Source organism: Pseudoalteromonas sp. SR43-5, from assembly GCF_014163835.1.
In the GTDB taxonomy this organism is placed as follows: Bacteria; Pseudomonadota; Gammaproteobacteria; order Enterobacterales; family Alteromonadaceae; genus Pseudoalteromonas; species Pseudoalteromonas distincta.
Genome location: NZ_JACJEA010000035.1, coordinates 1 through 26,441 on the forward strand (window position 1 = coordinate 1; position 26,441 = coordinate 26,441).

Annotated in this window: 22 protein-coding genes; 5 read left to right on the top strand and 17 right to left on the bottom strand. The window is 40.3% G+C overall.

Features of this window, described 5'->3' with window-relative positions:
* Positions 1-718: 718 nt before the first annotated feature.
* Positions 719-1,576, bottom strand: coding sequence for a tetratricopeptide repeat protein (locus tag H5090_RS17265; protein WP_182696307.1), 858 nt, complete (start codon positions 1,574-1,576; stop codon positions 719-721).
* A 111-nt stretch (positions 1,577-1,687) separates the two neighbouring features.
* Between H5090_RS17265 and H5090_RS17270 the strand changes: the two genes are divergently transcribed.
* Positions 1,688-2,998, top strand: coding sequence for a M20 family metallopeptidase (locus tag H5090_RS17270; RefSeq protein WP_182696308.1), 1,311 nt, complete (start codon positions 1,688-1,690; stop codon positions 2,996-2,998).
* Positions 2,999-3,074: 76 nt separating this feature from the next.
* Here the strand turns inward: H5090_RS17270 and H5090_RS17275 are convergent, their stop codons facing one another.
* From H5090_RS17275 to pomA, 4 genes are all read right to left on the bottom strand, one after another.
* Positions 3,075-5,015, bottom strand: coding sequence for a DNA topoisomerase III (locus H5090_RS17275; RefSeq protein WP_182696309.1), 1,941 nt, complete (start codon positions 5,013-5,015; stop codon positions 3,075-3,077).
* 45 nt (positions 5,016-5,060) lie between these two features.
* On the bottom strand, positions 5,061-5,567 hold the full coding sequence (locus H5090_RS17280; protein ID WP_182696310.1) for a hypothetical protein: 507 nt from the start codon (positions 5,565-5,567) through the stop codon (positions 5,061-5,063).
* A gap of 212 nt (positions 5,568-5,779) precedes the next feature.
* Complete coding sequence (locus tag H5090_RS17285; protein WP_024597196.1) at positions 5,780-6,700, bottom strand: flagellar motor protein MotB; 921 nt, start codon at positions 6,698-6,700, stop codon at positions 5,780-5,782.
* A 2-nt stretch (positions 6,701-6,702) separates the two neighbouring features.
* Positions 6,703-7,470, bottom strand: coding sequence for a flagellar motor protein PomA (pomA, locus tag H5090_RS17290; RefSeq protein ID WP_024597197.1), 768 nt, complete (start codon positions 7,468-7,470; stop codon positions 6,703-6,705).
* Positions 7,471-7,791: 321 nt separating this feature from the next.
* Here pomA and H5090_RS17295 point away from each other — a divergent pair, with 321 nt between their 5' ends.
* The 4 genes from H5090_RS17295 (at position 7,792) to H5090_RS17310 (ending at position 13,204) form a co-directional block, all read left to right on the top strand.
* A complete protein-coding gene (locus tag H5090_RS17295) occupies positions 7,792-8,034 on the top strand; it encodes an exodeoxyribonuclease VII small subunit (protein ID WP_002961738.1) in 243 nt (80 codons plus the stop codon).
* Positions 8,035-8,036: 2 nt separating this feature from the next.
* Positions 8,037-8,924, top strand: a complete 888-nt coding sequence (gene ispA / locus H5090_RS17300) for a (2E,6E)-farnesyl diphosphate synthase (RefSeq protein WP_182694442.1) — start codon at positions 8,037-8,039, stop codon at positions 8,922-8,924.
* A 105-nt stretch (positions 8,925-9,029) separates the two neighbouring features.
* A complete protein-coding gene (gene dxs, locus H5090_RS17305; RefSeq protein WP_182696311.1) occupies positions 9,030-10,892 on the top strand; it encodes a 1-deoxy-D-xylulose-5-phosphate synthase in 1,863 nt (620 codons plus the stop codon).
* Between the two features lie 200 nt (positions 10,893-11,092).
* The gene (locus H5090_RS17310; protein ID WP_154903652.1) at positions 11,093-13,204 is read left to right on the top strand and encodes a hypothetical protein; all 2,112 of its coding nucleotides are present in this window, start codon (positions 11,093-11,095) and stop codon (positions 13,202-13,204) included.
* 41 nt (positions 13,205-13,245) lie between these two features.
* Here H5090_RS17310 and H5090_RS17315 read toward each other — a convergent pair whose 3' ends face one another.
* From H5090_RS17315 to thrB, 12 genes are all read right to left on the bottom strand, one after another.
* A complete protein-coding gene (locus H5090_RS17315; protein ID WP_182672770.1) occupies positions 13,246-16,332 on the bottom strand; it encodes a ligand-binding sensor domain-containing diguanylate cyclase in 3,087 nt (1,028 codons plus the stop codon).
* Between the two features lie 37 nt (positions 16,333-16,369).
* Complete coding sequence (locus H5090_RS17320; RefSeq protein WP_024596288.1) at positions 16,370-16,855, bottom strand: phosphatidylglycerophosphatase A; 486 nt, start codon at positions 16,853-16,855, stop codon at positions 16,370-16,372.
* A complete protein-coding gene (gene thiL, locus H5090_RS17325) occupies positions 16,852-17,826 on the bottom strand; it encodes a thiamine-phosphate kinase (protein ID WP_024596289.1) in 975 nt (324 codons plus the stop codon). Before thiL ends, H5090_RS17320 begins: the two co-directional genes overlap by 4 nt.
* 46 nt (positions 17,827-17,872) lie before the next feature.
* Complete coding sequence (gene nusB, locus H5090_RS17330) at positions 17,873-18,283, bottom strand: transcription antitermination factor NusB (RefSeq protein WP_002961751.1); 411 nt, start codon at positions 18,281-18,283, stop codon at positions 17,873-17,875.
* A 15-nt stretch (positions 18,284-18,298) separates the two neighbouring features.
* Complete coding sequence (gene ribE, locus H5090_RS17335; protein WP_002961753.1) at positions 18,299-18,763, bottom strand: 6,7-dimethyl-8-ribityllumazine synthase; 465 nt, start codon at positions 18,761-18,763, stop codon at positions 18,299-18,301.
* 100 nt (positions 18,764-18,863) lie between these two features.
* A complete protein-coding gene (ribBA, locus tag H5090_RS17340) occupies positions 18,864-19,976 on the bottom strand; it encodes a bifunctional 3,4-dihydroxy-2-butanone-4-phosphate synthase/GTP cyclohydrolase II (protein ID WP_024603846.1) in 1,113 nt (370 codons plus the stop codon).
* Positions 19,977-20,005: 29 nt separating this feature from the next.
* Positions 20,006-20,659, bottom strand: a complete 654-nt coding sequence (locus H5090_RS17345) for a riboflavin synthase (RefSeq protein WP_024596291.1) — start codon at positions 20,657-20,659, stop codon at positions 20,006-20,008.
* 16 nt (positions 20,660-20,675) lie between these two features.
* Positions 20,676-21,809 carry a bifunctional diaminohydroxyphosphoribosylaminopyrimidine deaminase/5-amino-6-(5-phosphoribosylamino)uracil reductase RibD gene (gene ribD, locus H5090_RS17350; RefSeq protein WP_182696312.1) on the bottom strand — a complete coding sequence of 378 codons (1,134 nt, stop codon included), beginning with the start codon at positions 21,807-21,809 and terminating at the stop codon, positions 20,676-20,678.
* 2 nt (positions 21,810-21,811) lie between these two features.
* Positions 21,812-22,261 carry a transcriptional regulator NrdR gene (gene nrdR, locus H5090_RS17355; RefSeq protein ID WP_002961761.1) on the bottom strand — a complete coding sequence of 150 codons (450 nt, stop codon included), beginning with the start codon at positions 22,259-22,261 and terminating at the stop codon, positions 21,812-21,814.
* Positions 22,262-22,676: 415 nt separating this feature from the next.
* Positions 22,677-23,933: a serine hydroxymethyltransferase gene (gene glyA, locus H5090_RS17360; protein WP_002961763.1), complete on the bottom strand. Its 1,257-nt coding sequence runs from the start codon at positions 23,931-23,933 to the stop codon at positions 22,677-22,679.
* 269 nt (positions 23,934-24,202) lie between these two features.
* A complete protein-coding gene (gene thrC / locus H5090_RS17365; RefSeq protein ID WP_039490421.1) occupies positions 24,203-25,486 on the bottom strand; it encodes a threonine synthase in 1,284 nt (427 codons plus the stop codon).
* An 11-nt stretch (positions 25,487-25,497) separates the two neighbouring features.
* A complete protein-coding gene (thrB, locus tag H5090_RS17370) occupies positions 25,498-26,433 on the bottom strand; it encodes a homoserine kinase (RefSeq protein WP_182696313.1) in 936 nt (311 codons plus the stop codon).
* Between the last annotated feature and the right edge of the window lie 8 nt (positions 26,434-26,441).

Genomic DNA, 26,441 nt, shown 5'->3' on the forward strand with positions numbered 1-26,441 from the left:
GAACTCAATCTGTACGAGTGCCCACACAGATGATTGCTTTATATTGTTAAAGAACGTTGCGATTATAAAGTTGAACTTTATCTCGCTAGGGCTGCGCATATTACGCTTTCCTATTTTTTTGTCAATACTTAAATTTAAACTTTCTAAAAAGATTCACTCTAAGTTTTACTTAACACCCTGAGTTGTTCGTGCCTCGCTATGCGTTGCTGTTTCCCGTCTCAGTGGGGTCGCATTATAGGGAGCGGCGGATTTTACGCAAGCGTTATTTGCATAAAATAGTAATTAAAATTAAGCCCCAAGCAAGCACACACGATAAGCACAAGTTACTCACAAAACCCTGTTGATAACTCTTTTTTTACATAGCTAAACCATACTAAAGCTATTAATTAAAACCTTAAAAATGCAAAAAGCACCTTATGTAGGTGCTTCTTAAAAGTAATAGTTATTAGAATCTAGGGTCTGTTTATCTTTCAAGGTTAAATTTGCAGCAGCCTGTTTGGTATTCAGGCAAGGCAGAGCCTATGTAGTGTGGTTACTCCCCATAAATAGGCGATAACGTAGCATTAATACCAAACAGGCGCTGCCCAAAGGGTTCTTCCTAGGGGCTATTTACTCTTTGTTACTCGGTTTTTACTTAGCCCACTAGGTTACAAATCTCGCGCCGCGATTAAACACCCCCTAGTTTGAACAAATTTTAATCCGCAAAGAGCAACAGACCCTAGTATAAAATACTATATAACTTGCGGCGATACTTAGCTGCGAGTGCGTCGCCATCAGGTAAAGAGGCAATAATGGCTAAAAAGCTTGGTTTTGCTTCGTTGAAGTTCAGATCTTTTTGTAGAACTGTAAATAGTACATCCAATGCCTCTTCTTTTCTGCCTGCTTCATTAAGTAAAATACTGAGCTCTTCTTTTAATTCTAAGTCATTTGGATACTTTTCTACTTGTTGTTGCTTTTCTTTAATCTCTGGTGAATCTTTTGCTTCAAGCGCGGCTTCGCATTTTGCTTTTATATTATTAAAGTAAGCATCTTGCTCTTGTGCATCTATTGTATTTATAAGCGCTTGCGCTTCATCTACCTTGTGAATTTGAATACATATGTCTGCTAGCACTAACTTGATACGTGCATTACCGCTGTCTATTTCATAAGCTTGCTTTGCATAATTAAATGCAGCATTTAAATCTGACTTTAATAACGCTTGCTTTGCTTGCTCTAATAGTAAGTCTTGTTGCGCAGGTAAATGCTTTGCTAGGGATTCGCGTATTTGCGCTTCGCTTTGAACACCTGCAAGTAAATCTACTGGTGCGGAGTCTTTTAATAATACAAGCGTAGGCAGTGTTTGCAGACCAACTTGTTGCGCAAGTTGAGAAGCGAGTGCTTGTTCTGCATCGCAATCTAAGTTTGCTACTACTATATAGCTTGCATATTCTGCTGCTACTTTATCTAAAATTGCAGCCTGTCCAATGCAGTCAGGACTTTGAGGAGAGAAAAAGTTAAGCAACACCAATTTTTGTTGTGATGTTTCACCGAGTACTTGTTGAAGGTTTTGCGCATTAATACTAACTATGTTGCTCATTGAATTGATTGCCATATTCGTCTATTTAGGTTTTTATATGGTGGTGAACATAATAATTACAAGTCATATACCTAAATCACTCGGTATACATATTCAACAATAAGGGAAAATATGAAATTAACTTACCTAAGTGCAATACTTTTATTAGCAAGCCCATTAGTACAAGCAAATGGACTCGATTTGAATTTAAGCAAAGCCATGCCAGCTATTGAAAAGTTTTACCTCGACTTACACCAATCCCCAGAGCTTTCTTATCACGAACAAAAAACAGGTAAAAAGATAGCAGATAGATTAACTCAGCTGGGTTTTAAAGTAACAAGTAATGTAGGTGGCTTTGGTGTAGTTGGTATTTATAAAAATGGTGAGGGGCCGACAGTAATGATCCGCACTGATACTGATGGCTTACCTATTATTGAGCAAACAGGAAAATCCTATGCCTCAAAAGTCAAAGTAATAGATGAGCACGGTGCAAAAGTAGGTGTAATGCACGGCTGTGGCCACGATATCCACATGAGCTCTTTTATTGGAACTGCAGAGCAGTTAATTGCTCATAAAAAACAGTGGCAAGGTACATTAATGATGGTTGCACAGCCTGCAGAAGAAGTAGGTGGGGGTGCTAAAGCGATGTTAAGCGAAGGACTATTTAGTAAATTTGCAAAACCTGATCATATAATTGCTTTACATGTAAGCGCTAGCGTCCCCGCTGGTAAGGTATCAATGAAAAATGAATACACGATGGCAAGTGTAGATTCTGTCGATATTACAATTAAAGGTAAAGGTGGTCATGGTGCTTATCCGCATACAACTATAGACCCAGTGGTTATAGCTGCACGCACTGTACTTGCTTTGCAAACAATCACAAGCCGAGAGCTTTCACCGCTTGAGCCTTCTGTTATTACAGTGGGGTCTATTCATGGTGGTTCAAAACATAATGTGATTTCGGATGAAGTAAAACTACAACTCACTCTTAGAAGCTATAACCCCGATGTAAGAAGCGCTCAAATAGCTGCTATCAAACGTATTACAGCTGGGATAGCACAAAGCGCTGGATTGGATGAATCAAACTACCCTGTAGTATATGTACATGAAGATGAATCGATTCCATCTACTTATAATAACCCTGCACAAACAGACATTGTTAGAAATTCTATTGCCAGCGCAATTGGCGATACTAATGTACTTGAAACACAGGCTGTAATGGCGGGTGAAGATTTTGGCCTATACGGGCGCACCGATGAAAATATCCCTATCACCCTCTTTTGGCTAGGAGGCGTAAACCAAGCACAATATGCAGATTCAATAAAAACAGCTGAGGTACTCCCTTCTCTACACTCTAGTAAATTTGCACCAGATTATAAAGTTGCTATTCCTACTGGAATAAAAGCAATGAGTAACGCTGCTGTTGCTTTATTTAATAAGTAACCTGAATTCTGGATAATAAATCTATCTCAAACAGAGTTCAGGTTAAGTAATATGGTTTAATAAAAAAGCTCTGTTGCTAACTAGCAACAGAGCTTTTTTTATAACTCGACTTTTTAAAGGTCGCTTTTCCACCTCGTTTAGCAAAACGTTTTTTAGGTGAGCTTTTTGGTAACTTCGCAAATGCATTGCTATCGCAGTTTGCTGCTAATTGAACAAACCCATTTAGGTCAGCAAGTAAAGGCTGTAAAAATTGCTGATAACTCATTGCCTGCTGTGCAATATCACCTAAGCTCGACTCCCACTTTGCGGTTAAATCAGGACTCGCTAAACCTTGTGGTAATACGCTAATAAGAGCAAGTCCCGTTTCGGTCGCTCTAATTGACTTACCTTCACGTTTTAAAAAACGCCGCTTAAATAGCAACTCGATTATTCCCGCACGTGTTGCCTCCGTACCTAAACCATCAGTGTCTTTTAATACTTTTTTAATTTGTGGATCTTTAACATAACGGCTAATGCCCGTCATCGCAGCCAATAATGTGGCATCGGTAAAATAAGCAGGGGGTGATGTATGCTTTTCGACTACTTCGCCTTTATCGCAAAAAAGAGGCATACCTTTTGTTAAAGGAGGTAGCGAGGCTTCATCTTTTAATTCAGATTTACCCATTAACACCTTAAAACCCAAGCTTACATCTTGCTTTGCATTTGCCTTAAAAAGCCCACCAGCAATAATTACCTCAGCTTTAGTTTCGTTATATATATAGTCGGGATAAAACTGAATTAAGTAATGACGGCTTATTAATTGATATACCTTTGCTTCGTCACCGCTCAAACTCGCTGACTTTAACTGCTTAGCCGTAGGCACAATGGCATGATGGGCAGCTACTTTTGAATCGTTAAAACATTTACTACGCTTTTTTACATCAGCCCCGTTTACTAATTCACTGCTTTGCCCCCCATTTGCACTTATTGCCTTTAAAATAGCAGATGCTTCTTGATGGTGATCTTTGGGTAAATAACGATTATCTGAGCGTGGGTAAGTAATTAGTTTATGACGTTCGTAAAGTATTTGGCAAATATCCAATACTTTTTGAGCTGGCATACCAAATGCTTTAGCGGCATCTATTTGCAGAGCAGATAAATTATAAGGTAATGGAGCACTTTGCTTTTTTTGTTTTTGGTCGAGTGAAATAAGCTCAGCACTTTGCCTTGTAATACGTGAAGCAACATTTTCTGCAAGAGCTTTGTTAAGTATTCGCCCTTCTTCATCTTGATGTGGCTCACATGCTTTGCTTGGAACCCACTTAGCTATGAATGGTTGATTATCTGGAGTAAGCAAATGCGCCAATACATCGTAAAAAGGCTTAGATACAAAGTTCGCTATTTCGTTATCTCTATTAACAACAAGACCTAAAATAGGGGTTTGCACTCGCCCTACCGAAAGCACATTACCAAACCCTGCTTTTTGCCCAGCTAGTGTGTATGCACGTGTTAAATTCATACCAAATAGCCAATCAGCACGAGAGCGCGCTAAAGCAGATACACTTAACGGAATAAAATCTCGATTAGAACGCATTGCGCCCAATGATTTCTTTACCGCCGATAAGTTTAAATCACTAATGAGTAAACGTTGCGTACTCTGCTTTTTAGCCTGACTTATTTTAGCTTCTTCTATTACTTGGTCGACCAGAAGCTGGCCTTCACGGTCTGGATCGCCAGCGTGAATAAGTTGCGAGGCCTGTTTAATTAATTTTTTTAAAACAGTGAGCTGTTTGCGAGTTTTGGTTTTGCCTTTTAACTTCCACTGTTCAGGTATTATAGGTAAGTGTTCAAACTGCCATTTTTTAAAGCGCTCATCATAGTCATCGGGTTCTGCTTGTTCTAGCAAATGCCCAATACACCACGATACACAATCGCCATTAGCGACTTCTATATAACCATCATGTTTTTTATGTGGTTTTGGTAAGGCATCAGCAATTGCTCTGCCTAGTGATGGTTTTTCTGCAATGTAGAGTTTCATGGGAGTCGCTCACTCACTGTTTATAAAAACAGTAGTTTAGCACAGCTATTTTGAAGGTGGGGAGTTTTCTATTTTTGACTTTACACTACCTTGCTTAGTGAAAAGGATAATTAAAGGTAAATAGCATACAACCACCGTGGCAATATTGATAAATGGCATTAGGGTCTGATAAATAACGGTACTGTAAGCTAAATCCCACAAATGGCGGTCAACTAATCGGAATAGTTGTAATATAGGTGCGCCAATAACAACTAGTTGCCCAATAACACATTGCCATAAATAAACTTTATCCTTTATACCCCAGTAAGCTATAAGTGCCATCCAAATAATATCTGTGATCGCCCAAACTAAATAACGATAAATATAAATGTCATCAAACGCTCGTAGGCTTGAAGCAGTTAGGTTACCAAAGAGGAAAAAAGCTGCGGTAAGTAATACAAATCGAAAGGCTAGGCGATCTTTAAATACAAAAAATATAAAAATAGCCGGACTTAGCATTAAAACCCAGCTTTTGCTTAAAATACTAACAATATATAAAAACCATTCAGGCAAAATACTCTGCCCTATTTTGTTTTTTTATCGTCATCAGTACCATCACCATTACCCGGCATGTCGCAATATTTATTGATTATTTTCACAGGCACTCCATTACATATGTTAAGGAAATGTACTGTAAGCTAAAATGACGAAATTGCCAAGATACTTAAGGCAATTAAGTACCTTAAATCAAAACAAACATAGTGAAATATAACACAAGCAATAACTTAGCGCACATCAATAGGAGCAGACTCTTTAGCCTTACCTTGCAGGATTGATATTTCTACTCGGCGATTCCTGCGGCGATCTTCATTTGAATCGTTTGGAACAAGTGGACGGGTATCAGCCCGCCCCACTACCATCATGCGGTTTTTATCAAACCCTTGCACCGTTTGCAGCTCGCTTGCTACTGCTACAGCTCGCTTTGACGATAAGTCCCAATTATTAATATATAACTCATTCGATACCTGAAAATCGTCGGTATGGCCAGATACAGTTATTTCACCGGGTACATCTTTTAACAGTACACCAATATCTTGAATTATGGGTTTAAACTTAGGTTGTAAAAATGCACTACCCGAAGGAAATGAACCATTCTCTCTAATACGAATAATTATTTGCTGCCCTAAAGATTCAAGCTCAATTGCACCATCTATTATTTGCTTTTCAAGCTGCTGCGCGATTTTTTTAACGAGCTCGTTAGTTTGTTCCTGATCGGCCGCTGAAGTTGCTTGCTCTGACGATTGCTCTTGAGAAGTACTACGAGATTCGCCACCACGTTTATCCCCGCGTTGTTCTTGCCTGCCGCCAGCCGAGCTTTCATCTCCAGCCTGAAACTCTAACATTTGTTGAGTCATTTCGACTGTTTGCTGCTGAATGGTTTCTATTGGGGTTGGCTCTGGTTTGCCTGGGGTAAACTCCATAGCAATAACAGAGGTACCTTTAGGGATATCTTTTACTTCAATTTTATTCTGCACTCCAAAAGCAAACTTCATAGAGCCCGCAATTTGTTTAAACTTAAGTACATCCATTTCTGAAAACGCAAGCAAGAGTACAAAAAAGCACATTAACAGTGACATTAAATCGGCAAACGTTCCCATCCATGCTGGTAGGCCTGGTGGTGGGCATTTGCACTCTTGATCAGACATAATTACTCCTCGGTATCTACTTTGCGTTTAGATTCAGCTAAGTAATTTTTCAAAATACCTTCGATAACTTTTGGATTTTGGCCATCTTGTATACCTAAAATAGCATCTAAAATTAAACGCTGATTCATAGCTTCTTCGTCTTTACGCAGTTCAAGTTTTACCTGAATAGGAATTGCCACAACATTGGCTAAAAACGCACCATATAAAGTTGTTAAAAGCGCTACCGCCATTGCCGGGCCAATTGCTTTTGGGTCATCCATGTTAGATAACATTGCAACTAAGCCAATTAGAGTACCAATCATTCCCATTGCTGGTGCAATATCGGCTAATGACTTAAATAAGCCTGCACCCATTTCATGTCGAGTAGTGGTTAAAGAGATGTCTTTTTGAAGTGTGGCGCGAACAACATCTGCGTCATGGCCATCAACAAGCATGTCGACGCCTTTGCGCATAAATGGATTTGGGATTTCAGCTTCTTCGAGTGCTAAAAAGCCCCCTTTACGAGCTGAATCAGCAAGTTCTACTGCTTTTTCAATAAGTTCTTCTGGCGTTTCAATTTTAAACATAAACGCTTTAGCAACAACTTTACCTATACCCAAAAACTGCGACATGGTGAAATTTGATAAAACAATGAAAAGTGAACCACCAAATACAATTACACTAGAAGGAGCATCGGCAAACATAGCCATTTCACCGCTACTACTCATAAACATAGACATGACAATTAAGCCAATTGCGCCTAGGATCCCGATTATGGTTGCTAAATCCACATTTCCTCCAGAAGTTTCATGCTTAATGGCCTTATCATAAACTTTTATTATTAACTGCTTATCGGCAACATATTGAATTGCTTAAGCCATTTTTATAAATAAACATAAAAAGCAGCCTTTAGCACTATTTTAGATCAAGTTATAAGGGCTACCTAATTATCAATTGATTTATTAAACTAACAGACCGCTATTAAGGCTTTATTAATACACTTGAAATATAATTTAACGTTATAAAGGTAAAAAACCAATATCATCCTTTGACCTAGTTTAGCATTCCCCCTAAAATTGACCCCTAAATTTATTATGTAAGCTGAAATAAAGATGGCGACTAAAAAACCTGAAAACTTAAGTTTCGAACAAGCACTAGAAGAATTATCTACAATCGTTAGTGACATGGAACAAGGTGACTTATCGCTTGAGCAATCGTTAAAGCAATTTGAGCGTGGAATTGCATTAGCAAGTGCTTCATCAGGTAAATTACAGCAAGCAGAACAAAAAGTATCAATTTTGATGGGGAATGGCGAAAAGTCAGTTCTTACGAATTTTGATAATGATATGGAATAGCTGTGAGCATAAATAATTATATCGAACGTGCTCAAAAAGATGTAGTAGCGACCTTACAACAGCATTTTAAACAGTCTCTCGATACTGAAGAAACAGTCAAGAACGCCACCCAGTATGGATTATTTAATGGCGGTAAAAGATTACGTCCATTTTTAGTTTATGCCACAGGTAAAATGCTCGGTGCAAACCAGCAAGACTTACATGTACTTGCAGCTGCAATTGAGTGTATCCATAGCTATTCGCTAGTTCATGATGATTTGCCCGCTATGGACGATGACGACTTACGCCGTGGCCGCCCTACTTGCCACATAGAATTTGGCGAGGCAAATGCAATTTTAGCCGGTGATGCCCTACAAACACTCGCCTTTGAGCTTATTGCGAATCACAAATTTACATGCTCGTCGCAAACACAAGTAAAAATGATTGCTACGCTTGCCAACGCATCAGGCCTTGAGGGCATGGTAGGCGGACAAGGTCTTGACATAGCAGCAACAGATAAAGTAATTACCGTACAAGAGCTTGAGCGAATACATAAGCTAAAAACCGGAGCTTTAATTAATTGTGCAATTACACTTGGTGCACTGTGCAGTGAAAAGGCAGATCAACAAACCTTAGAAAATTTAAGCATTTTTGGGTATGCTATAGGGCTGGCGTTTCAAGTACACGACGACATTTTAGATGTTGAAGGCGATACGGTTACTTTAGGTAAACCACAAGGCTCCGATATTGCCGCGAATAAAGCGACATATCCGGCGTTATTAGGTATGCTAGGCGCTAAAGAAAAGGCGCAAAATTTAATACAACAAGCCCATGAAGCGTTGGCAAATATAGATGCTGACACAACACTTCTTGCGTCGCTAGCAAATTACCTAATTGAGCGTGACCACTAATTTTTGCTCATACGTATTGCAATTAGCACTGACATTATTACTCAACATTAATTATTCGTAAAAGCTTTGAATGAATTAATGTTAGCGAAGGATATATATAAAACCATGACACTTGATAGTAGCAAGTATCCATTACTTAATTTGGTTGACGAGCCAGCCCAATTGCGTGACTTAGCGCAAGACAAACTCCCTGCATTTAGCAATGAGCTGCGCGATTATTTACTCAACTCAGTATCGCAAAGTAGCGGTCATCTAGCGTCTGGTTTAGGGACGGTTGAACTAACCGTTGCGCTACATTATGTTTATAACACTCCAGACGATCGCCTAGTTTGGGATGTGGGTCACCAAGCTTATCCACATAAAATCCTTACAGGTCGTCGCGACCAAATGCACACTATTCGCCAAAAAGACGGTTTGCACCCTTTTCCTTTTCGCGATGAAAGCCAATACGATACGTTTAGCGTAGGTCATTCAAGCACCTCTATTTCAGCTGCCTTAGGTATGTCTATTGCCGCCCAAAAAGAAGGCAAAGGTCGAAAATCTGTAGCCATTATTGGTGACGGAGCTATCACCGCAGGCATGGCATTTGAAGCGATGAATCATTTAGGCGATGTAAAATCAGACATGCTTATTATTTTAAATGATAACGAAATGTCGATTTCAGAAAATGTTGGCGCATTAACAAATCACTTTGCCCGAATTTTATCAGGTAGCTTTTATACTAACATTCGTGAAGGCAGTAAAAAGTTACTCTCAGGTGTGCCTCCGGTAAAGCAACTTGCCAGTAAAATGGAAGAGCACATTAAGGGCATGATGATCCCGGGGACCTTCTTTGAAGAATTAGGCCTAAATTACATAGGCCCAATTGATGGTCACGATGTAAACATGCTTGTAGATACATTGCGTAATATGCGTAATTTAAAAGGCCCACAGCTTTTACATATAAAAACGCAAAAAGGTAAGGGCTACAAACCGGCTGAAGCCGATCCTATTGGCTACCATGGTGTACCAAAATTCGATCCGAGCACAACTAGCCTGCCTAAATCTAAACCTAGCGCTGCTACTTTTTCAAAAGTTTTCGGCGATTGGTTATGCGACATGGCAAAGCAAGACAGCAAGTTAATGGCTATTACGCCAGCAATGCGCGAAGGCTCTGGCATGGTACGTTTTTCTAAAGAGTTTCCAGATCAATACTTTGATGTGGCCATTGCAGAGCAGCATGCTGTTACTTTAGCAGCTGGTTTTGCTTGTGAAGGTTTAAAACCTGTTGTTGCTATTTACTCGAGCTTTTTACAACGTGCGTATGACCAATTAATACATGATGTTGCACTGCAAAACTTACCTGTATTATTTGCCATTGACCGCGCAGGTATTGTTGGAGCCGATGGTGAAACTCACCAAGGTGCGTACGATTTAAGCTTTATGCGCTGTATTCCAAATATGGTAATTATGGCACCAAGCGACACCAACGAATGCCGCCAAATGCTATACACCGGTTATAAAGAAAACTGCCCTGTTGCAGTTCGTTACCCTCGAGGTAGCGCAGGTACTGCAGACATTGAAAGCACTATGCAACTGCTTGAAATAGGTAAGGCAGATACAATTAAGAAAGGCAGTAAAATTGCCATTTTATCGTTCGGTACATTACTTGAAAACGCCCAGCTTGCAGCTAACGAATTAGATGCAACGCTTGTTAATATGCGTTTTATTAAACCACTTGATACTGCACTTTTAAATGAGCTTGCTACTAGCCACGATACCTTTGTTTCGCTTGAAGATAACGCGATTGCTGGCGGTGCTGGCTCTGCAGTTAATGAATACTTGGCAACGCAAAAAGCTGATATTAATATCCTTAACTTAGGTATTCCTGATGAGTTTATTAAACACGGCACGCAAGATGAAATGCACGATGAAATGGGATTAGGCGAGCAAGGAATATTAAACGCTATTAAGGCGTTTATCGCTTAAGCTATTTACTTAGTTTATTAAAAAGGAGCCTCAAGGCTCCTTTTTTTGTTTTTAATTTTAACTTTTTTGCATCCAGTTTCATTTTATAGCCGTTATTGATATGAGGTTAACATGTAAATAATCGGTGCCGCTTAGTCTATGCCTTATGAGCAAGCGCGTTATTTACCTACATTTGATGGAATATTTAAAAGGTAAAAATGATGAATAAAGCTAATTTAACAACTCATTCAACACAAAAAAACACACTTAAACACACGCTTAGTTTTTCAGCTTTAACACTTGCAGTATTAATCGGCATTACAGGCTGTAGCTCAGACGATGGTGAAAACGGCGTAGATGGTATTGCAGGCACCGATGGACAAAACGGTACCGACGGTACAAATGGCAACCCTGGTTTTGCATCAGCCACATTAATTTTGGCAAACAATGGCGAGAGCAATACAGGCACTATCGATTTAATTAACCAAAACGCCTCTAAACTAAAAACCTTTAATACAACAGCTAACGAAGGCGTTGCATTTGATAGCTTAGGTAATTTATTGCAAGCAAGCGACAGCGAAAATGGCAGTATTAAAACTATTTGCCAGCTTGCAAATCGTAGTGACGGCGCAACCTATACAGCTAATACAGATCGCGAAATAACAGGTACTAACACAACACTGGTAAACCCTAAAGGAATAGCTGTAGCACAAAAGAGTGGCCTTGTTTTTATTGCTGACTTTGGCGCTATGCAAGTAACGACTTTTGGCGCTACAGCCGCGGGCGATGCAGCGCCTTTAGGCACAACTATTACAGAAGCGGCGCCGTGGGATGTTGATTATGATGAATCTAACGACCGCCTTTATGTAGCACTAACAAATGGTGATGTAGCCGTTTATGATAATTTTGTTGGTGGTGAATTTGCCGCAATGCCAAGCCGCACAATTACTCCAAGTAATAATGATGGCACGCAAATATCTGTAAATATTCACGGCATTGTTTATGACTCAAATACTAACAAACTTGTTTTGTCTGATGTAGGCAGTGCCTCAGACGCAACCGATGGTTCGTTATTTGTAATTAATAATGCTTCAACTGCAGAGGGCTTAGTAAGCGTTGCACGAAGTATTGCCGGTCCAGCAACAATGCTTGGTAACCCAGTTGATATTAGCCTTGAAGGTAGTGACTTACGTGTAGCTGAAAAATCAAATGATGCTGTTCTTGTGTTCAGCAATATATTTTCAGGTGAGAGCGGCGATATCACTCCTGATTTAGTTACCTCAACAATTAAACCTGAGTCAATTACTAAACTGGGTATACAAAATGAAATGGCTGATATTTCAGATAGTGATACCGCTAATATGGCGCTGCTAGGTGTTGCTGTAAGTAGTAATCCGGGCACTGCAGGTGAAACAACTGGGCAAATTAGTCGATTAAGTTCACAACTTAACACAGAAATTGGCAACTATAATGCAAGTCAAACTATCGAAAGTGTAACTTTTGATAAAGCGGGTAATAGTTATACAACGTTCGATAACAGTACAACCTCAATTGGCGGTATTGTTATTTCAAATAAAGTGGCAATAAACAGAGATGGGCAAACTTATAATACGAACCAAGACAGCATTATTACTGGTTCGAATACAGGCCTTATATCTCCTAAAGGTCTTGATGTGGCTTCTGATAGCGGTATGATTTTAGTTGCAGAAAATAATGCAGATACTCCAAGTATTTCAATATTTTCAACTTGCACCACAGGGGATGCAAGCCCATTAATGACGCTTACGTTTGCAAACGATGCTCGCCCTTGGGATGTTGATTACGATGCAAACACTGATCGAGCTTTTGTAGCACTAACAAATGGAACCGTTGCTGTATTTGACGAAGTTAAAAGCAAACTAATGGCTGGTAGTACTAATATTGCAGTTGAGGATAGGCTTATAACGCCAGCAAATGCAGGTACAGCAGTAGCAGCACCAAGCAACATGCACGGCATCGACTACGACTCGCTAAGTGGCTCGCTAATACTCTCTGATGTTGGTAGCGCAGCAGTTGCTGACGATGGCAAAATATACGTATTGAATAACGTAGCAACGGCATCGGGCTTGGTAAACATAAGTACCACTATTAGCGGTCCAAATACCCTACTGGGTAACCCTGTTGATATTATGTATACCGGAACAGATTTATACGTAGCTGAGAAGTCAAATAATGTGGTTATGCGATTTAATAATATTTTAAGCAGTGCAGGCGGTGATATAAGCGCCGATACCAGTACGGCATTTACAGCCCCTGAGTCGATTGCAATATTACCAGCTTGGCTTAACAAATAGAGTTAACCTCACCATGCCTGACCAATAACCTTGGTCGGGCATTATCGCATCCACACTTTTATATCTGCCAAGCCATTACTTTGTAAAATACCTAATTGCTGATCAACATTAGAGTTTTGTTCAAACTCAAATGCATCGAGCTGCTCATCAAACGTAATATTAGCCACACCATCACCACCGCGTTTTTTAACTTGATGCAATGCTATATCTGCTAAGTTAATAGAGGTTTCCCAGCTAATTACCTGCCCGCCTAATAAAGGTAATGGATAAAATGACCAACCAATTGATGCCGTGATATTAGTTGTTTTTCCATTTGGTAATTGGAACGAATTAGCCGCTATTACTTTACAAAGTTCTGAAGCATAGCTGTCTATTTTATTGCATTTAAAGTCACGTAATAATAATAAAAACTCATCACCACTCCAACGTGCCACATAGTCAGAGCCCTGCGTACGCGAATTTAACAATGCAGCCATTTGCTGTAAGCAGCTATCACCTGCAATTGGGCCGTAGGCATCATTAATACGGCTGAAGTTATCAAAGTTAATAATTACCAGCACCAGTGACTTACCTTGTGCCTGCAGCGACTGTGAATTACGTTGAAAGTGCTCAATATCTTTAGGGAGTTGATCAAACAAAAAGCGGCGACTACGTAGCCCTGTTAGCTCATCTGAGTGACTCACTAATTTAAGCTGTGAATTCACTTGGCCTAATTTATCATTAGCTTGGCGAAGCTCTAAGGTACGCTCAGTGATTAAGCCCTCTAATGCTTCTTGTTTTCTGCGCTCTTGTGCTCTAAACACCCAAAAAATGAGATAAAAAAGCAAAATAAAACCACTGGTAATTAAAAGCCTAAAGTAAATTGTTTCGTCAAAGCGCTCAGGCACTACAAAACCGTATTCTACATCTTGCGCTTTAGCCCAGTCTTCACCTTGGCGCTTAGCTTCTAATTGAAACAAAAACGAGCCAGGAGGCAAGTTAGTATAAATAGCTTCACGTCGCGTATTTGCATAGCGCCAGTCACTATCTAAGCCACTTAGTTTATATCTAAATTCAATGCTGTTTGGTGCATAGTAATCAATAGCTGTGTAAGTTAGCGTTATATCACGCTCGTCTGTTTCTAATGATGGTTTTTTACCAAGCGCAGCGGTAGTTAAATGACGAAGTGGCGTTGTTATTGTCTCTATTGTTGGCTTTAATGCAAGCACACCAAATAGCTCTACATTTTTAGGTATTTCAACAACACCTTGTAAGCTTGGGTACCAAATAGAATTTCCGGTGTCTGCTACCGCATCATGCCCAAGTCCACTACAACATTGATTCGCTTTACCATCAAGTTGACGGTCAAAAGATGAAATTACTTCTTCAACTTTTAAGCTTTTTATTTCTGTTTTAAATTGCTCTACAGGCATTCTGTAAACACCTTTCATGGTGCTTACCCAAACATGCTTTAACTTTTCATCATATTCTAGGCTAAATATAGAACCATACGGTAGACCATTAGCTGCATCGAGCTGACGCCATTGCCCTTGCGTACTTCTGTAAAAAAGCCCATCGTTAAGAGAGCCTATTAAAATACCCACGCCATCTATATGTAGCACGCTAGTTACGTATGCGCTTTCAAGTGTTGTTTGGTCGCCAATTTTTTCAATGCCACGGTCTGTAAAGTAATATGCGCCCTTACTAGTACCAATCACACCAAAGTTTGTTTTATCTAATACGTAGGTAATAAACTTACTACCTAAAAAAGCGTTATAGGCAAAAGGCGTTAAACCAGCATAATTTAATCGATATAAACCGCGTCCGGTACCAATCCAAAAGCCGCCTTTACTAGAGCGACTTATTGCAAATACCGGATTATCGCGAAGTGCTCGACCAGGGACGGTGTAAAGTGTCTTGTTTTCAAAAACAAATAAGCCGCGCCCTGTGGCTATATATAATCGCTCACCATCAAATTGTAGATCGTGTACTGATGCGTATCCATATTTACTACTTGGGACTAAATTAATAAAACTTTTATCTAAATCGAAATAACCAATGCCGCTTTTATTCGCAACCCACAGTTTACCATCGGGTGCTTGGCTAATAGCCATAACAGATTCGGTCATATTTGAAACTGCTGAATGCCTTTCGACTCGCCCTTCATGAGCAAGCCACAAGCCTTCACTAAAGCTTGCTAACCAAACGTTATTTTTATCATCTCTAAAAATATCAGCAAACCATATACTTTGATCGAGTTGGCTAGGCTCTACCCATTGCCACTCACCGGTTTTATCTCTGAATAATAAGCGTCCATAGGTCGAAACCCACAAGCCACCATCGGTATCACTCATAAACTTATAAACGGCTGAGTTATTTGCATTAGGTAGAGGAAAAGGTCTTAGCTCGTCATCTAAATCTAAAAAGTATGCACCTAGCTCAGAAGCTATATACAAATTACCATTTAAAAATGATAAATCGTGCACTATGGTTTGCGCTAAGCGCTCTGGTAAAGATATTTTTGCGGTAAGCTCTAAACGTAGTTTAGAAAAATCTGATGAGTTTTTTGTAAGGCGTAATAAATGACGATCATTAACCAGCCAAATGCCTTCAGGAGAGAGTGCCATTTGGCTAACAGAGCCAACTATTTGTGTGATCACAGTAGCATTAACAATAGGTAGAGGACCATTTACTTCAGTGCGTAAATCAACTTGCCCTCTATCTACATAGTATAAGCCGTTGGCCGCAATCCATATGCTACCTTTAGAGTCCTCAAGAATATCCCTTACTGGACCTTTAATATTAAATTCTTGTGCTGCAAATGTGGCTGGGTTAATAACTACCAAGCCACTTTTAGTGCCTACCCATAGCAAACCACTAGAATCGACTAAAAGCTTATTAACACCATTACTAGGCAAGAATGGACTATTTTGCGTGTTATAATTTGTAAATGTTGTACCATCAAAACGGCTTAAACCAAATTGCGTACCAAGCCACATATAGCCTTGCTGATCTTGCACAACACTTTTAAGTGATTGCGACGGTAGGCCATCTTTTATATTCCATTGCTTAACTACGTAATCAGTAATTGAAGCCCAACTTGGCGTCGCGCACAACATAAGTACACAAACCAGTAAAAATCGCATCATATTGCTGCCACCTAGTTAAACAAATCAAATATAAAAATTAAAAGGGCAGTAAACCCACTTTTATTAACGCTTGTAAACATATAAGCGAAAAAATACCCGCAAGTATATCGTCGGCCATTATACCTAAACCGCCATGTACTCGTTTGTCTAGCATACGGATTGGGCCGGGTTTTGCTATATCAAAAAAGCGAAATAACAAAAAACCTACGAGTAATGTTTGCCAGCTAAGTGCTGCGCCAATCATAGTGATGTAATAACCCGCCACTTCATCCCATACAATAGCAGGATGATCGTGCACGCCTAAATCATCAGCCGTTTTACCGCACGCCCATATACCAAATATACTGATCACAACGGCAAATACAATTTGCAGCCATAACGGATAATACATGGTCATAAAAATGAATGGCAAGGCAGCAAACGTACCAAATGTACCGGGCGCTTTAGGGGCAAGCCCAGTCCCAAAGCCCAGACCAAAAAACTGATGTGGACGCTTTAAATTAAACTTGCGGTTATTGTTCAAACCAGCTCCTTTGCAAAGTGCTCAAAACCCTGCGGTTCAAAATCAAACTTTTCACCGTTGTGTAAAAGCTCAATTTGGCCATCGCCACTTTTAACTTGGCCAATGCATGTTGCATCTACACCATACTGGCGTAGCTTTATTTCTAACATACTTTTATTGCTATCAGGGACCGTAAAAATTAATTCGTAATCATCACCGTAACTGAGAATAAATGGCAGCTGCTGATTAAAATCAAGGCTTGCTTGCATCGCATCTGAAGTTGGAATACTTTCAATATTCACCACTGCACTTACTTGTGACATATCGAGTATATGACTTAAATCAGCTATTAAGCCGTCCGACACATCGATAGCCGATGATGCAAGGCCTCGTAATACCTGCCCTGCAGCAACACGTGGGGTTGGAAAGTCAAAGCGTTTATTTACGTACTTTAAATGCTCTGGCTCAATACTTATACCTTGTTTGCGAGACTCAATTGCAAGTCCAGCGTCACCTAGCGGACCCGTAACATAAATCCAATCACCCACTTTTGCGCCACTACGACGAAGTGCAGTACCTTCGGGTACAGTCCCTTTCGCACAAATAGTGATGGTTAGTGGGCCCTGAGTTGTATCGCCTCCTATAATCTGCACATTAAAATATTCAGCAATTTCATGCATGCCATCAGTAAACTCTTCAATCCACTGTGGGTCAATACTTGGCAAAGTTAACGCAACTGAAACCCAAGTCGGCTCAGCGCCCATGGCCGCTAAATCACTTAAATTAACAGCAAGCGCTCTGTGACCTAATGCACGAGGGGAAATATCATCAAAAAAGTGTACGCCAGCAACAAGAGTGTCTGTTGTAACGGCAAGTTGGCAGTTTTGTGGAACGGTTACTAAAGCGCAATCATCCCCTATACCTAGGTTTACATCACGACGGGTGATACCGCGACCTTTAAAGTAGCGGTTAATTAATTCAAATTCCTTCATACACAAAAAAGCCGGCCTATGCCGGCTCCCCTCTTTAACGGTTTACTTACTTGCGTAAATGCTTAACAGCTTTATCAAGTACACCGTTTACAAATTTATGGCTGTCTTCAGCGCCAAAAATTTTGGCCAGCTCAATACCTTCGTTAATAGCAACTTTATAAGGTACGTCTTCACGGAACTTAAGCTCATAGCTGCTCAAACGTAAAATTGCACGCTCAACCATATCTAAGTCATCAAACGGACGTGTTAAATGTGGTGATACAGCTTCGTCTAGTTGCTTGTAATTTACAGCAACACCCGTCGCTAGATCTTTAAAGTATTCAACATCAATTTTAGTAACGTCTGTTTCGATCAACATTTGTTGTTCGATATCGGCAATTAAATTGCCACTTATTTGCCAAGAATAAACGGCTTGGAGTGCTAAGATACGTGCTTTACGTCTTGCTGCTGGTTTCACAAAAATTCCTTAAACTTAAATTTTATCTAACACATTAACCATTTCAAGCGCGCCTAAAGCAGCTTCGCCGCCTTTATTGCCCATTTTGGTGCCAGCACGCTCAATTGCTTGTTCAATGCTTTCTGTGGTTAATACGCCAAATGCAACCGGGATATCATACTCAAGTGATACTTGCGCAAGACCTTTGTTTGATTCGCCAGCAACTAGGTCAAAGTGTGGTGTACCACCTCTGATCACTACGCCTAATGCGATGATTGCATCATACTCTTTTTTTGCCGCAACGCGTTTAGCCGCTAAAGGTAATTCTACCGCGCCTGGCACATAAATAACGGTAATGTCGTCATCTGATACGCCACCTGTGCGTTTTAGCTCATCAACAGCACCTGCAAGGAGACTGCTACCAATAAAGTCATTAAAACGAGAAATGACAATGGCAAATTTTTTGCCTGGAGCGTACTTATTACCTTCAATAATTTTCATTTGATAACCCTAAAAATAAGTTCAAGCGGTTGCGATTGCGCAAAAATTGCTGCGCATCATACCATAAAAATAAAATAATAGCCTAGTTTAAGCGTGATGCTTATTGTGGCTCAACGTAATCAACAACTTCTAAATGAAAGCCCGAAAGTGCATGGTACTTTTTAGGGCGACTCATTAATCGCATTTGTTTAATTCCAAGATCGGCAAGTATTTGCGAACCTACGCCAACAGTACGAGATGTACCTTTGAATTTACGTGGCGTAACGCTTTCGCCAGCATCAGCTGCTGCAAATGCTTTCACAGTTGCCTCTAACTCTTCAGTGCTTTCTTGCTTACCTAAAATAACTAAAGCACCTTCATTTTTAGCGATATAAGCCATTGCTTCAGAAAGGCCCCAGCTACGGTCAGCACTTCTGTCTGAAAGTAGAATATCGTTAAAGGTACTTTGCAAATGTACACGTACATTTGTCGGCTCTTGATCTTTTATATCGCCTTTGAGCAATACGTAATGTAATTGGCCGTCAATTGTGTCTTTGTAAGTAACTAAATCAAATTCACCATGAACAGTTGGTAACTTACATTTTGCTACTTGCTCAATTGTTGTTTCGTTTAAGTTGCGGTATTCGATTAAATCAGCAATGGTGCCAATTTTAATATCGTGCTCTTTCGCAAAAACTTCTAAATCAGGGCGACGTGCCATAGTGCCGTCAGCATTAAGTATTTCAACAATAACAGATGATGCTTCAAGTCCAGCTAAACGCGCTAAATCACAGCCAGCTTCAGTGTGTCCTGCGCGAGTTAATACGCCACCAGGTTGCGCCATAATAGGAAAAATATGTCCAGGCTGAACAATATCACTTGGGACTGCGCCTTTAGCTATAGCCGCTTGCACTGTACGCGCTCTATCTGCTGCTGAAATACCGGTTGTAACACCTTTTGATGCTTCTATCGACATTGTAAAGTTAGTCGAAAATGCTGCACCATTGTTTTTAACCATTAACGGTAAATCAAGTTGCTCGCAACGCTCTTGCGTCATGGTTAAACAAATTAAACCACGGCCATGGGTAGCCATGAAATTAATCGCTTCTGCGCTAATATGCTCAGCTGCTATTATTAAATCGCCTTCATTTTCTCTATCTTCATCATCCATTAAAATAACCATTTTACCGGCTTTAATATCGTCGATGATTTCTTGCGCACTGTGTAAATTCATAAATTTGCTCGTGTAAGTTGTCAGTTTCGTTATTTAATAAAACCCGCTTTAGCGAGTAAGCTCATCGAAATATCAGAGCCCGTTGGTTGCTCTGCACCCTTTATAAGGCGCTCTAAATAACGTGCAATTTGATCGACTTCTAAATTAACTTGGGTACCTACTTTAAAATGAGCAATTGTGGTTTGCTCACTCGTGTGTGGGACAATTGTTAATTTGAATTTATTACCCTCTACAGCGTTTACTGTCAGGCTTATACCATCAATACATACCGAACCTTTGTAAGGAATGTATTTCATTAAATTTTCGTCAGTTGTAAGCCAATATTCTGTTGCTCTGGCGTTTGCTGTAATACTTGTAATTGTTGCGATACCATCAACATGGCCAGACACTAAATGACCGCCTAAACGAGAAACAGGTTGCATGGCTTTTTCAAGATTCACCGTTTGTCCTAAAGCATAGTGAGCAAAACCGGTCAAACTAATCGTCTCATTAGATAAATCCGCACTAAAACCATCAATATGTTTATCAACTACAGTTAAGCAAACACCATTAGTTGCAATGCTGTCACCTAACTTTACGTCTGTCATATCAAGATCAGTACTTTGGATACGAATGGCTAAGTCGCCTTGTTTTTTTTGTAATAAAGCAATTTTGCCTGTGGCTTCTATTATCCCAGTAAACATAGCACTACTCTTTTTATTAAGTGATTTTAATGAGTTTTGACGCGGTGATACGTAAATCGTCACCAATGCGCGCACATTCATTAAATGTTAAATCAACGGTGTTTTGCATACTCGTCAATTCAGGAAAATTAACTAAACTTTTTGCATCATGGCCCATTAGTTTAGGCGCTAAATAAAAAACAAACTCGTCAACTAAATTAAGCTCTGTCATTTTACCAGCAAGTGTTGCGCCAGCTTCAAGCCAAACATTATTAAACTGCAGTTGCCCAAGTTTTTCTAAAACGGCTTGTAAATCAACTTTACCGTTACTTTCACTGACTTCAATATGCTTTACAAAATGCGGCCATTGCAATGATTTATCAACCTTAGTCGTAAATATTATTACATCACTTTGGATTTCAAATAAAGCAAGGTCAGGTGTTAAACGGTTTTGAGAGTCAATTATAACACGCACGGGCTGGCGAAGCGGCAAATCAGTAGGCAGTGTGCAAGGCAGCTCACTTAGTCGCACATTAAGTCTAGCATCGTCTACTAGCACTGTATCGGCACCGGTTAAAATAGCGCAGCTTTTCGCTCGGTATAATTGTACGTCTTGTCGAGCAGCAGGACTTGTGATCCACTTACTTTGCCCATTTTTAAGCGCCGTTTTACCATCAATACTCGCTGCCATTTTGCAAATCACATAAGGTAAGCCTTGTTCCATACGCTTAAAAAAGCCAACGTTAAGTGCGCGAGCTTGTGATTCGAGTAACCCGTAAGCAACGTCAATACCCGCGTCGCTCAGTATTTTAAGGCCTTTGCCAGCAACTTGTGGATTTGTATCAACCATAGCAGCAATTACTTTTACCACACCGGCAGCTTTTAAGCCTTCGGCGCACGGTGGCGTACGGCCATAATGACTACACGGTTCAAGCGTTACATAAGCCGTTGCACCTTGTGCATTTTTTCCAGCGACAGCCAGTGCATTTACTTCTGCATGGCCTTGACCTGCTAATTGATGAAAACCCTCACCAATTATTTGATTATTTTTAACTAAAACACAGCCAACATTAGGGTTAGGTGTGGTAGTAAACCGGCCTTTTTTGGCAAGTTCTATGGCGCGTGCCATATACATTTCATCATGTTCAGTAAAAGGAACTTGGCTTTGCATTGTTACTCCCCTAAGCGGGCAATTTCTTCGCCAAATTCGCGTATATCTTCAAACGAGCGATAAACAGAGGCAAATCTTACATACGCTACTTTATCGAGCTTTTTGAGGGCTTCCATAATGCATTCACCAACCAAATGGCTTGAAATTTCTCGCTCGCCTGTAGCACGCAACTGCGATTTTATTATATTCACTACTTCGTCTACTTGCTCTGTGCTCACTGGGCGTTTTTCGAGTGCGCGATTTAAGCCATTTAATAATTTATCTTCGTTAAATGGTTCGCGGCTGCCGTCTTGTTTAATAACACGAGGCATAACCAGTTCAGCGCCTTCAAATGTAGTAAAGCGCTCATGGCAGTCGTTGCACTCACGGCGCCTGCGAACTTGATGGCCTCCACCAACAAGGCGTGAGTCAATAACTTTAGTATCTTTTGCGGTACAAAATGGACAATGCATAGCTCGGTACTTCCGTTTTAAAACAAAAAAGACCGCTAAATAGCGGTCTTTTATCTTAGCAAAAAAATAGGGCCTGTTGACCTTTCAGGATTAAATTTGTTCTATCTATGGGTGATTTAATCGCGGCGCGAGGTTTGTAACCTAGTGGGCTAAGTAAAAACCGAGCAAAGCTTCCGCGTCCTGCTCACGCCCCTTACCTACATCCATGTAGGCAACAAAGAGTAAATCGCCCCTAGGACGAACCCGAGGGCAGTGCATGTTTGGCATTTATGCTGCGTTATCGCCTATTTGTGTGGAGTAACCACACTACATAGACTCTGCCTTGCCTAAAAACCAAACATACTACTGCAAATTAAACCTCGAAAGATAAACAGGCCCCTAGCCTATGTGATCTAAATTACTGCTGCTTATGCAATTAAGCGTAAACAGGTAATTTTGCACAAATTGCTTTTACTTTTTCTTTAACTTGCGCCTGTACAGATTCATCAGTGATGTTATCTAGTACGTCACAAATCCAGCCAGCAAGCTCTTTTGATTCTTCTTCTTTAAAACCACGACGAGTGATTGCAGGAGAACCAATACGCAAACCAGATGTTACAAACGGAGAACGTGGATCGTTTGGCACTGAGTTTTTATTAACTGTGATGTTAGCGTTACCAAGGGCTGCGTCTGCATCTTTACCAGTAATATCTTTATCGATTAAATCGAGTAGGAATAAGTGGTTTTCAGTTTTGTCAGATACGATTTTGTAGCCGCGCTCTTGCATTACAGCAACCATTGCTTTTGCGTTTTTAACAACTTGTGTTTGGTATACTTTAAATTCTGGTTGAAGCGCTTCTTTAAATGCCACTGCTTTTGCTGCAATAACATGACATAAAGGACCACCTTGGCCACCAGGGAAAACTGCGCTGTTAAGCTTTTTATAGATTGCTTCATCGCCACATGCAGAGATAATTAAACCACCACGAGGACCAGCAAGTGTTTTATGCGTAGTTGTAGTTACAACATGTGCATGAGGAACTGGGCTTGGGTAAACGCCTGCCGCAATTAAACCTGCAACGTGAGCCATATCAACAAACAGGTAAGCACCTACTTTGTCAGCAATTTCACGGAACTTAGCCCAATCAACAATACCTGAGTACGCTGAGAAACCACCAATAATCATTTTTGGTTTATGCTCAAGTGCTAGTGCTTCAACCTGTGCGTAATCAATTTCGCCCGTTGTTTCATCTAGTCCGTATTGAATTGCATTGTAAAGCTTACCAGAGAAGCTTACGTGTGATCCGTGAGTTAAGTGACCACCATGAGCTAAGCTCATACCAAGTACAGTATCGCCTGCTTCTAATAGCGCTAGAAAAACAGCTGCATTAGCTTGCGAACCAGCATGTGGTTGTACGTTTGCGTAGTCAGAACCAAATAACTCGTTAGCACGGTCAATTGCTAATTGCTCAACAACATCAACGTGCTCACAACCGCCATAATAACGTTTGCCAGGGTAACCTTCTGCGTATTTATTTGTAAGCTGTGAACCCTGCGCTTCTAGTACACGTGGGCTACAGTAGTTTTCTGAAGCGATTAGTTCAATGTGCTCTTCTTGGCGAGCAGTTTCTTTGTTTATCGCGTCAAATAACTCTGGATCAAAATCCGAAATATTCATGCTACGTTCTAACATTGGGGTCTCCTAGGGCAACGTGTATGGTGTTTTTTAGAGGCTTTATTGTACGCTTTAAACGACTCTTTGCCTACGCTCTTAAGTTGAGGATATTTAAACAGGGATTGAAACTATTTCACAGACTTTTTAAGATGATATTTTCTTATAAAACCATAACGATTTTAAATGAATGCTATTTCCTACATTTAATTAGTAAATGCAACTCACTAGATTTAAAAGCCTAAAGTTATAAAAAAAGGCGGCTTAACCGCCTTTTTGAACTAATTAACTTAGCCAAGTTTAGCAAGTATTTCTGTACGTAATGCGTCGTAATCGGCCTTTATATCGCTTGCTAGGCATGGTTTTGCTAGTGCGTCGCTAAGTGGTTTTGGCATACCTAATTCAATATTTAAAATACCCTCTACGCTTTCTTTAAACTTAGCAGGGTGAGCTGTGGCTAAAAAGATACCCGCGGCCCCTGGCGCTCGATTTTCAACAAGACCTTGGTACGCAATAGCAGTGTGAGGCTCTGCAACATAACCCGTTTGTTGAATTTTTTTCATCACCGATTGCGTGTCTTCCTCGTTTACGCTAGTTGAATAAAAGTTATCGTAGCTAAACCAGTTATTATCTAACATTGTTTGCACACGCGGCCAGTTGTTTGGCTTACTTACATCCATTGCATTTGAAAGCGACTCAAGTGTTGCGTTTGGCGTCCAGGTTTTATCAAGCATAAAGCGCGGCACAGTATCATTTTGGTTGGTTGTTGCACTTAATTTACCTACAGGTAAGCCAATAACCGCACCAATCATTGCAGCACATACATTACCAAAGTTGCCACTTGGCACTGATATATGCGCTGTTGCGCGTTTTTCTTTTGGTAGTTGTGCAATGGCCTCAAAGTAATAACAAACCTGAGCAACTAAACGGCTAATATTAATTGAATTAGCAGAATTAAGCCCAAGTGTTGATTTAACTTCTTCATCTAAAAAGGCATTTTTAACCAACTCTTGGCAATCATCAAAACTGCCATCAACTGCGTAACAATGAATATTGTTACCTAACGTAGTAAATAGCTTTTGCTGAGCGAGTGAAATTTTGCCTTTAGGATATAAGATGACAACATCGATATTCGGCTTGTTATAAAAAGCATGTGCAACGGCTGCACCAGTATCGCCCGATGTTGCGGTTAAAATAGTTACTTTTTCATCTTTATTAAATTGCGCTAAACACTCAGCCATAAAGCGACCACCAAAGTCTTTAAACGCAAGCGTAGGACCATGAAACAACTCTAAGCAGTATGTATTCTCTTCAACTTCCACCAGCTTAACTGGAAAGTTAAATGCATTTTTAACCATTTGTGCCACAGTGTCGCTAGGCAGCTCATCACCAATTAGGTGAGATAATATTTTGCCACTGCGTGTAACAAAGTCCATATCAAGCAAAGCATCAACATCGGACAGTGGGGCAAGGGATTCAGGGAAAAACACACCTTGATTACGACCCAAACCTGTTTTTACGGCTTCAACGAACGACACTTTTTGTGAGCTATCTTTTAAATTATGTAATTGCATGACTACCTATCCTATAAAACTGTTAATTGACGCGTGCCGTCGTTATCTAATTTACAAATGTGGCAAAAGCCTTGCTCGTTAATGTAATTTGCCTCTAACCACTGCGCGCATTGCTGTGCAGCTTCAAGTGTTTTACATACACTAAACAAGGTAGGTCCTGCGCCCGAAATACTCACTATTTCAGCGCCCAACGCTGGTAAGCTTGCTTTGGCTTCACTAAAACCTTTAATAAGCGGTGCGCGGTAAGGTTCTGCTATTTCATCTTTCATTATGCTCAGTGCATCGTCAAAACGATTAGTCAACAGTAAGCTACTAAATGCCGATAAACGCTGTGCAAACTCAACACTTGCATGCATGCTCAACTCTTTTGGTAAAACCGAGCGCGCTTTTGCAGTGTTGAGTGAAAAACCAGGGAACGCAGCAACGTAGTACCAATTTTCATCAACAGGCAGTGCAATCGATTTATCAGGGACTAAATCACCTGTTAATTGCAAACCACCTAAATAGCATGGCGTGATGTTGTCGTAATGACGACCACCGCTCACTATAGCTTCAAAGTCAGCCATAAGCTCAATAAGCTCAACCTGACTTAAGTTAGTTTGTGCAAACTTATCAAGGGCAGCAAAGGTAGCCACGACCGAGCATGCACTAGAACCAAGTCCAGATCCAATTGGTAAATTCTTTTTAAGCTCGAGCTTTACGCTTGGCATATCAGGCGCAACATGCGCTCTAAAATGTACTAAACACTGGTACGCTAAGTTTTCATTCGCATCACTTGGTAACTTGTGAGCGTAGTCGCCAGTGCAAATAAATTCGTCACTTGGTGCTGCACTTACAACGGCTACATCGCCTAATAAACTACCATCAATTGGCGCAAGCGCTGCGCCAAGTGCATCAAAACCCACTGCAAAATTACCAATAGACGCCGGAGCATATACTTCAATCATAACGAGCT

What these genes read in the sequence shown, in the direction of transcription:
- H5090_RS17315 (WP_182672770.1), bottom strand. Translation starts at nt 16,332, where the DNA reads ATGATGCGATTTTTACTGGTTTGTGTACTTATGTTGTGCGCGACGCCA.
- H5090_RS17265 (WP_182696307.1), bottom strand. Translation starts at nt 1,576, where the DNA reads ATGAGCAACATAGTTAGTATTAATGCGCAAAACCTTCAACAAGTACTC.
- ribE (WP_002961753.1), bottom strand. Translation starts at nt 18,763, where the DNA reads ATGAAAATTATTGAAGGTAATAAGTACGCTCCAGGCAAAAAATTTGCC.
- thiL (WP_024596289.1), bottom strand. Translation starts at nt 17,826, where the DNA reads ATGAAGGAATTTGAATTAATTAACCGCTACTTTAAAGGTCGCGGTATC.
- nrdR (WP_002961761.1), bottom strand. Translation starts at nt 22,261, where the DNA reads ATGCATTGTCCATTTTGTACCGCAAAAGATACTAAAGTTATTGACTCA.
- H5090_RS17310 (WP_154903652.1), top strand. Translation starts at nt 11,093, where the DNA reads ATGAATAAAGCTAATTTAACAACTCATTCAACACAAAAAAACACACTT.
- H5090_RS17275 (WP_182696309.1), bottom strand. Translation starts at nt 5,015, where the DNA reads ATGAAACTCTACATTGCAGAAAAACCATCACTAGGCAGAGCAATTGCT.
- thrB (WP_182696313.1), bottom strand. Translation starts at nt 26,433, where the DNA reads ATGATTGAAGTATATGCTCCGGCGTCTATTGGTAATTTTGCAGTGGGT.
- dxs (WP_182696311.1), top strand. Translation starts at nt 9,030, where the DNA reads ATGACACTTGATAGTAGCAAGTATCCATTACTTAATTTGGTTGACGAG.
- H5090_RS17295 (WP_002961738.1), top strand. Translation starts at nt 7,792, where the DNA reads ATGGCGACTAAAAAACCTGAAAACTTAAGTTTCGAACAAGCACTAGAA.
- thrC (WP_039490421.1), bottom strand. Translation starts at nt 25,486, where the DNA reads ATGCAATTACATAATTTAAAAGATAGCTCACAAAAAGTGTCGTTCGTT.
- ribD (WP_182696312.1), bottom strand. Translation starts at nt 21,809, where the DNA reads ATGCAAAGCCAAGTTCCTTTTACTGAACATGATGAAATGTATATGGCA.
- H5090_RS17270 (WP_182696308.1), top strand. Translation starts at nt 1,688, where the DNA reads ATGAAATTAACTTACCTAAGTGCAATACTTTTATTAGCAAGCCCATTA.
- H5090_RS17345 (WP_024596291.1), bottom strand. Translation starts at nt 20,659, where the DNA reads ATGTTTACTGGGATAATAGAAGCCACAGGCAAAATTGCTTTATTACAA.
- glyA (WP_002961763.1), bottom strand. Translation starts at nt 23,933, where the DNA reads ATGTTAGAACGTAGCATGAATATTTCGGATTTTGATCCAGAGTTATTT.
- ribBA (WP_024603846.1), bottom strand. Translation starts at nt 19,976, where the DNA reads ATGAATTTACACAGTGCGCAAGAAATCATCGACGATATTAAAGCCGGT.
- H5090_RS17285 (WP_024597196.1), bottom strand. Translation starts at nt 6,700, where the DNA reads ATGTCTGATCAAGAGTGCAAATGCCCACCACCAGGCCTACCAGCATGG.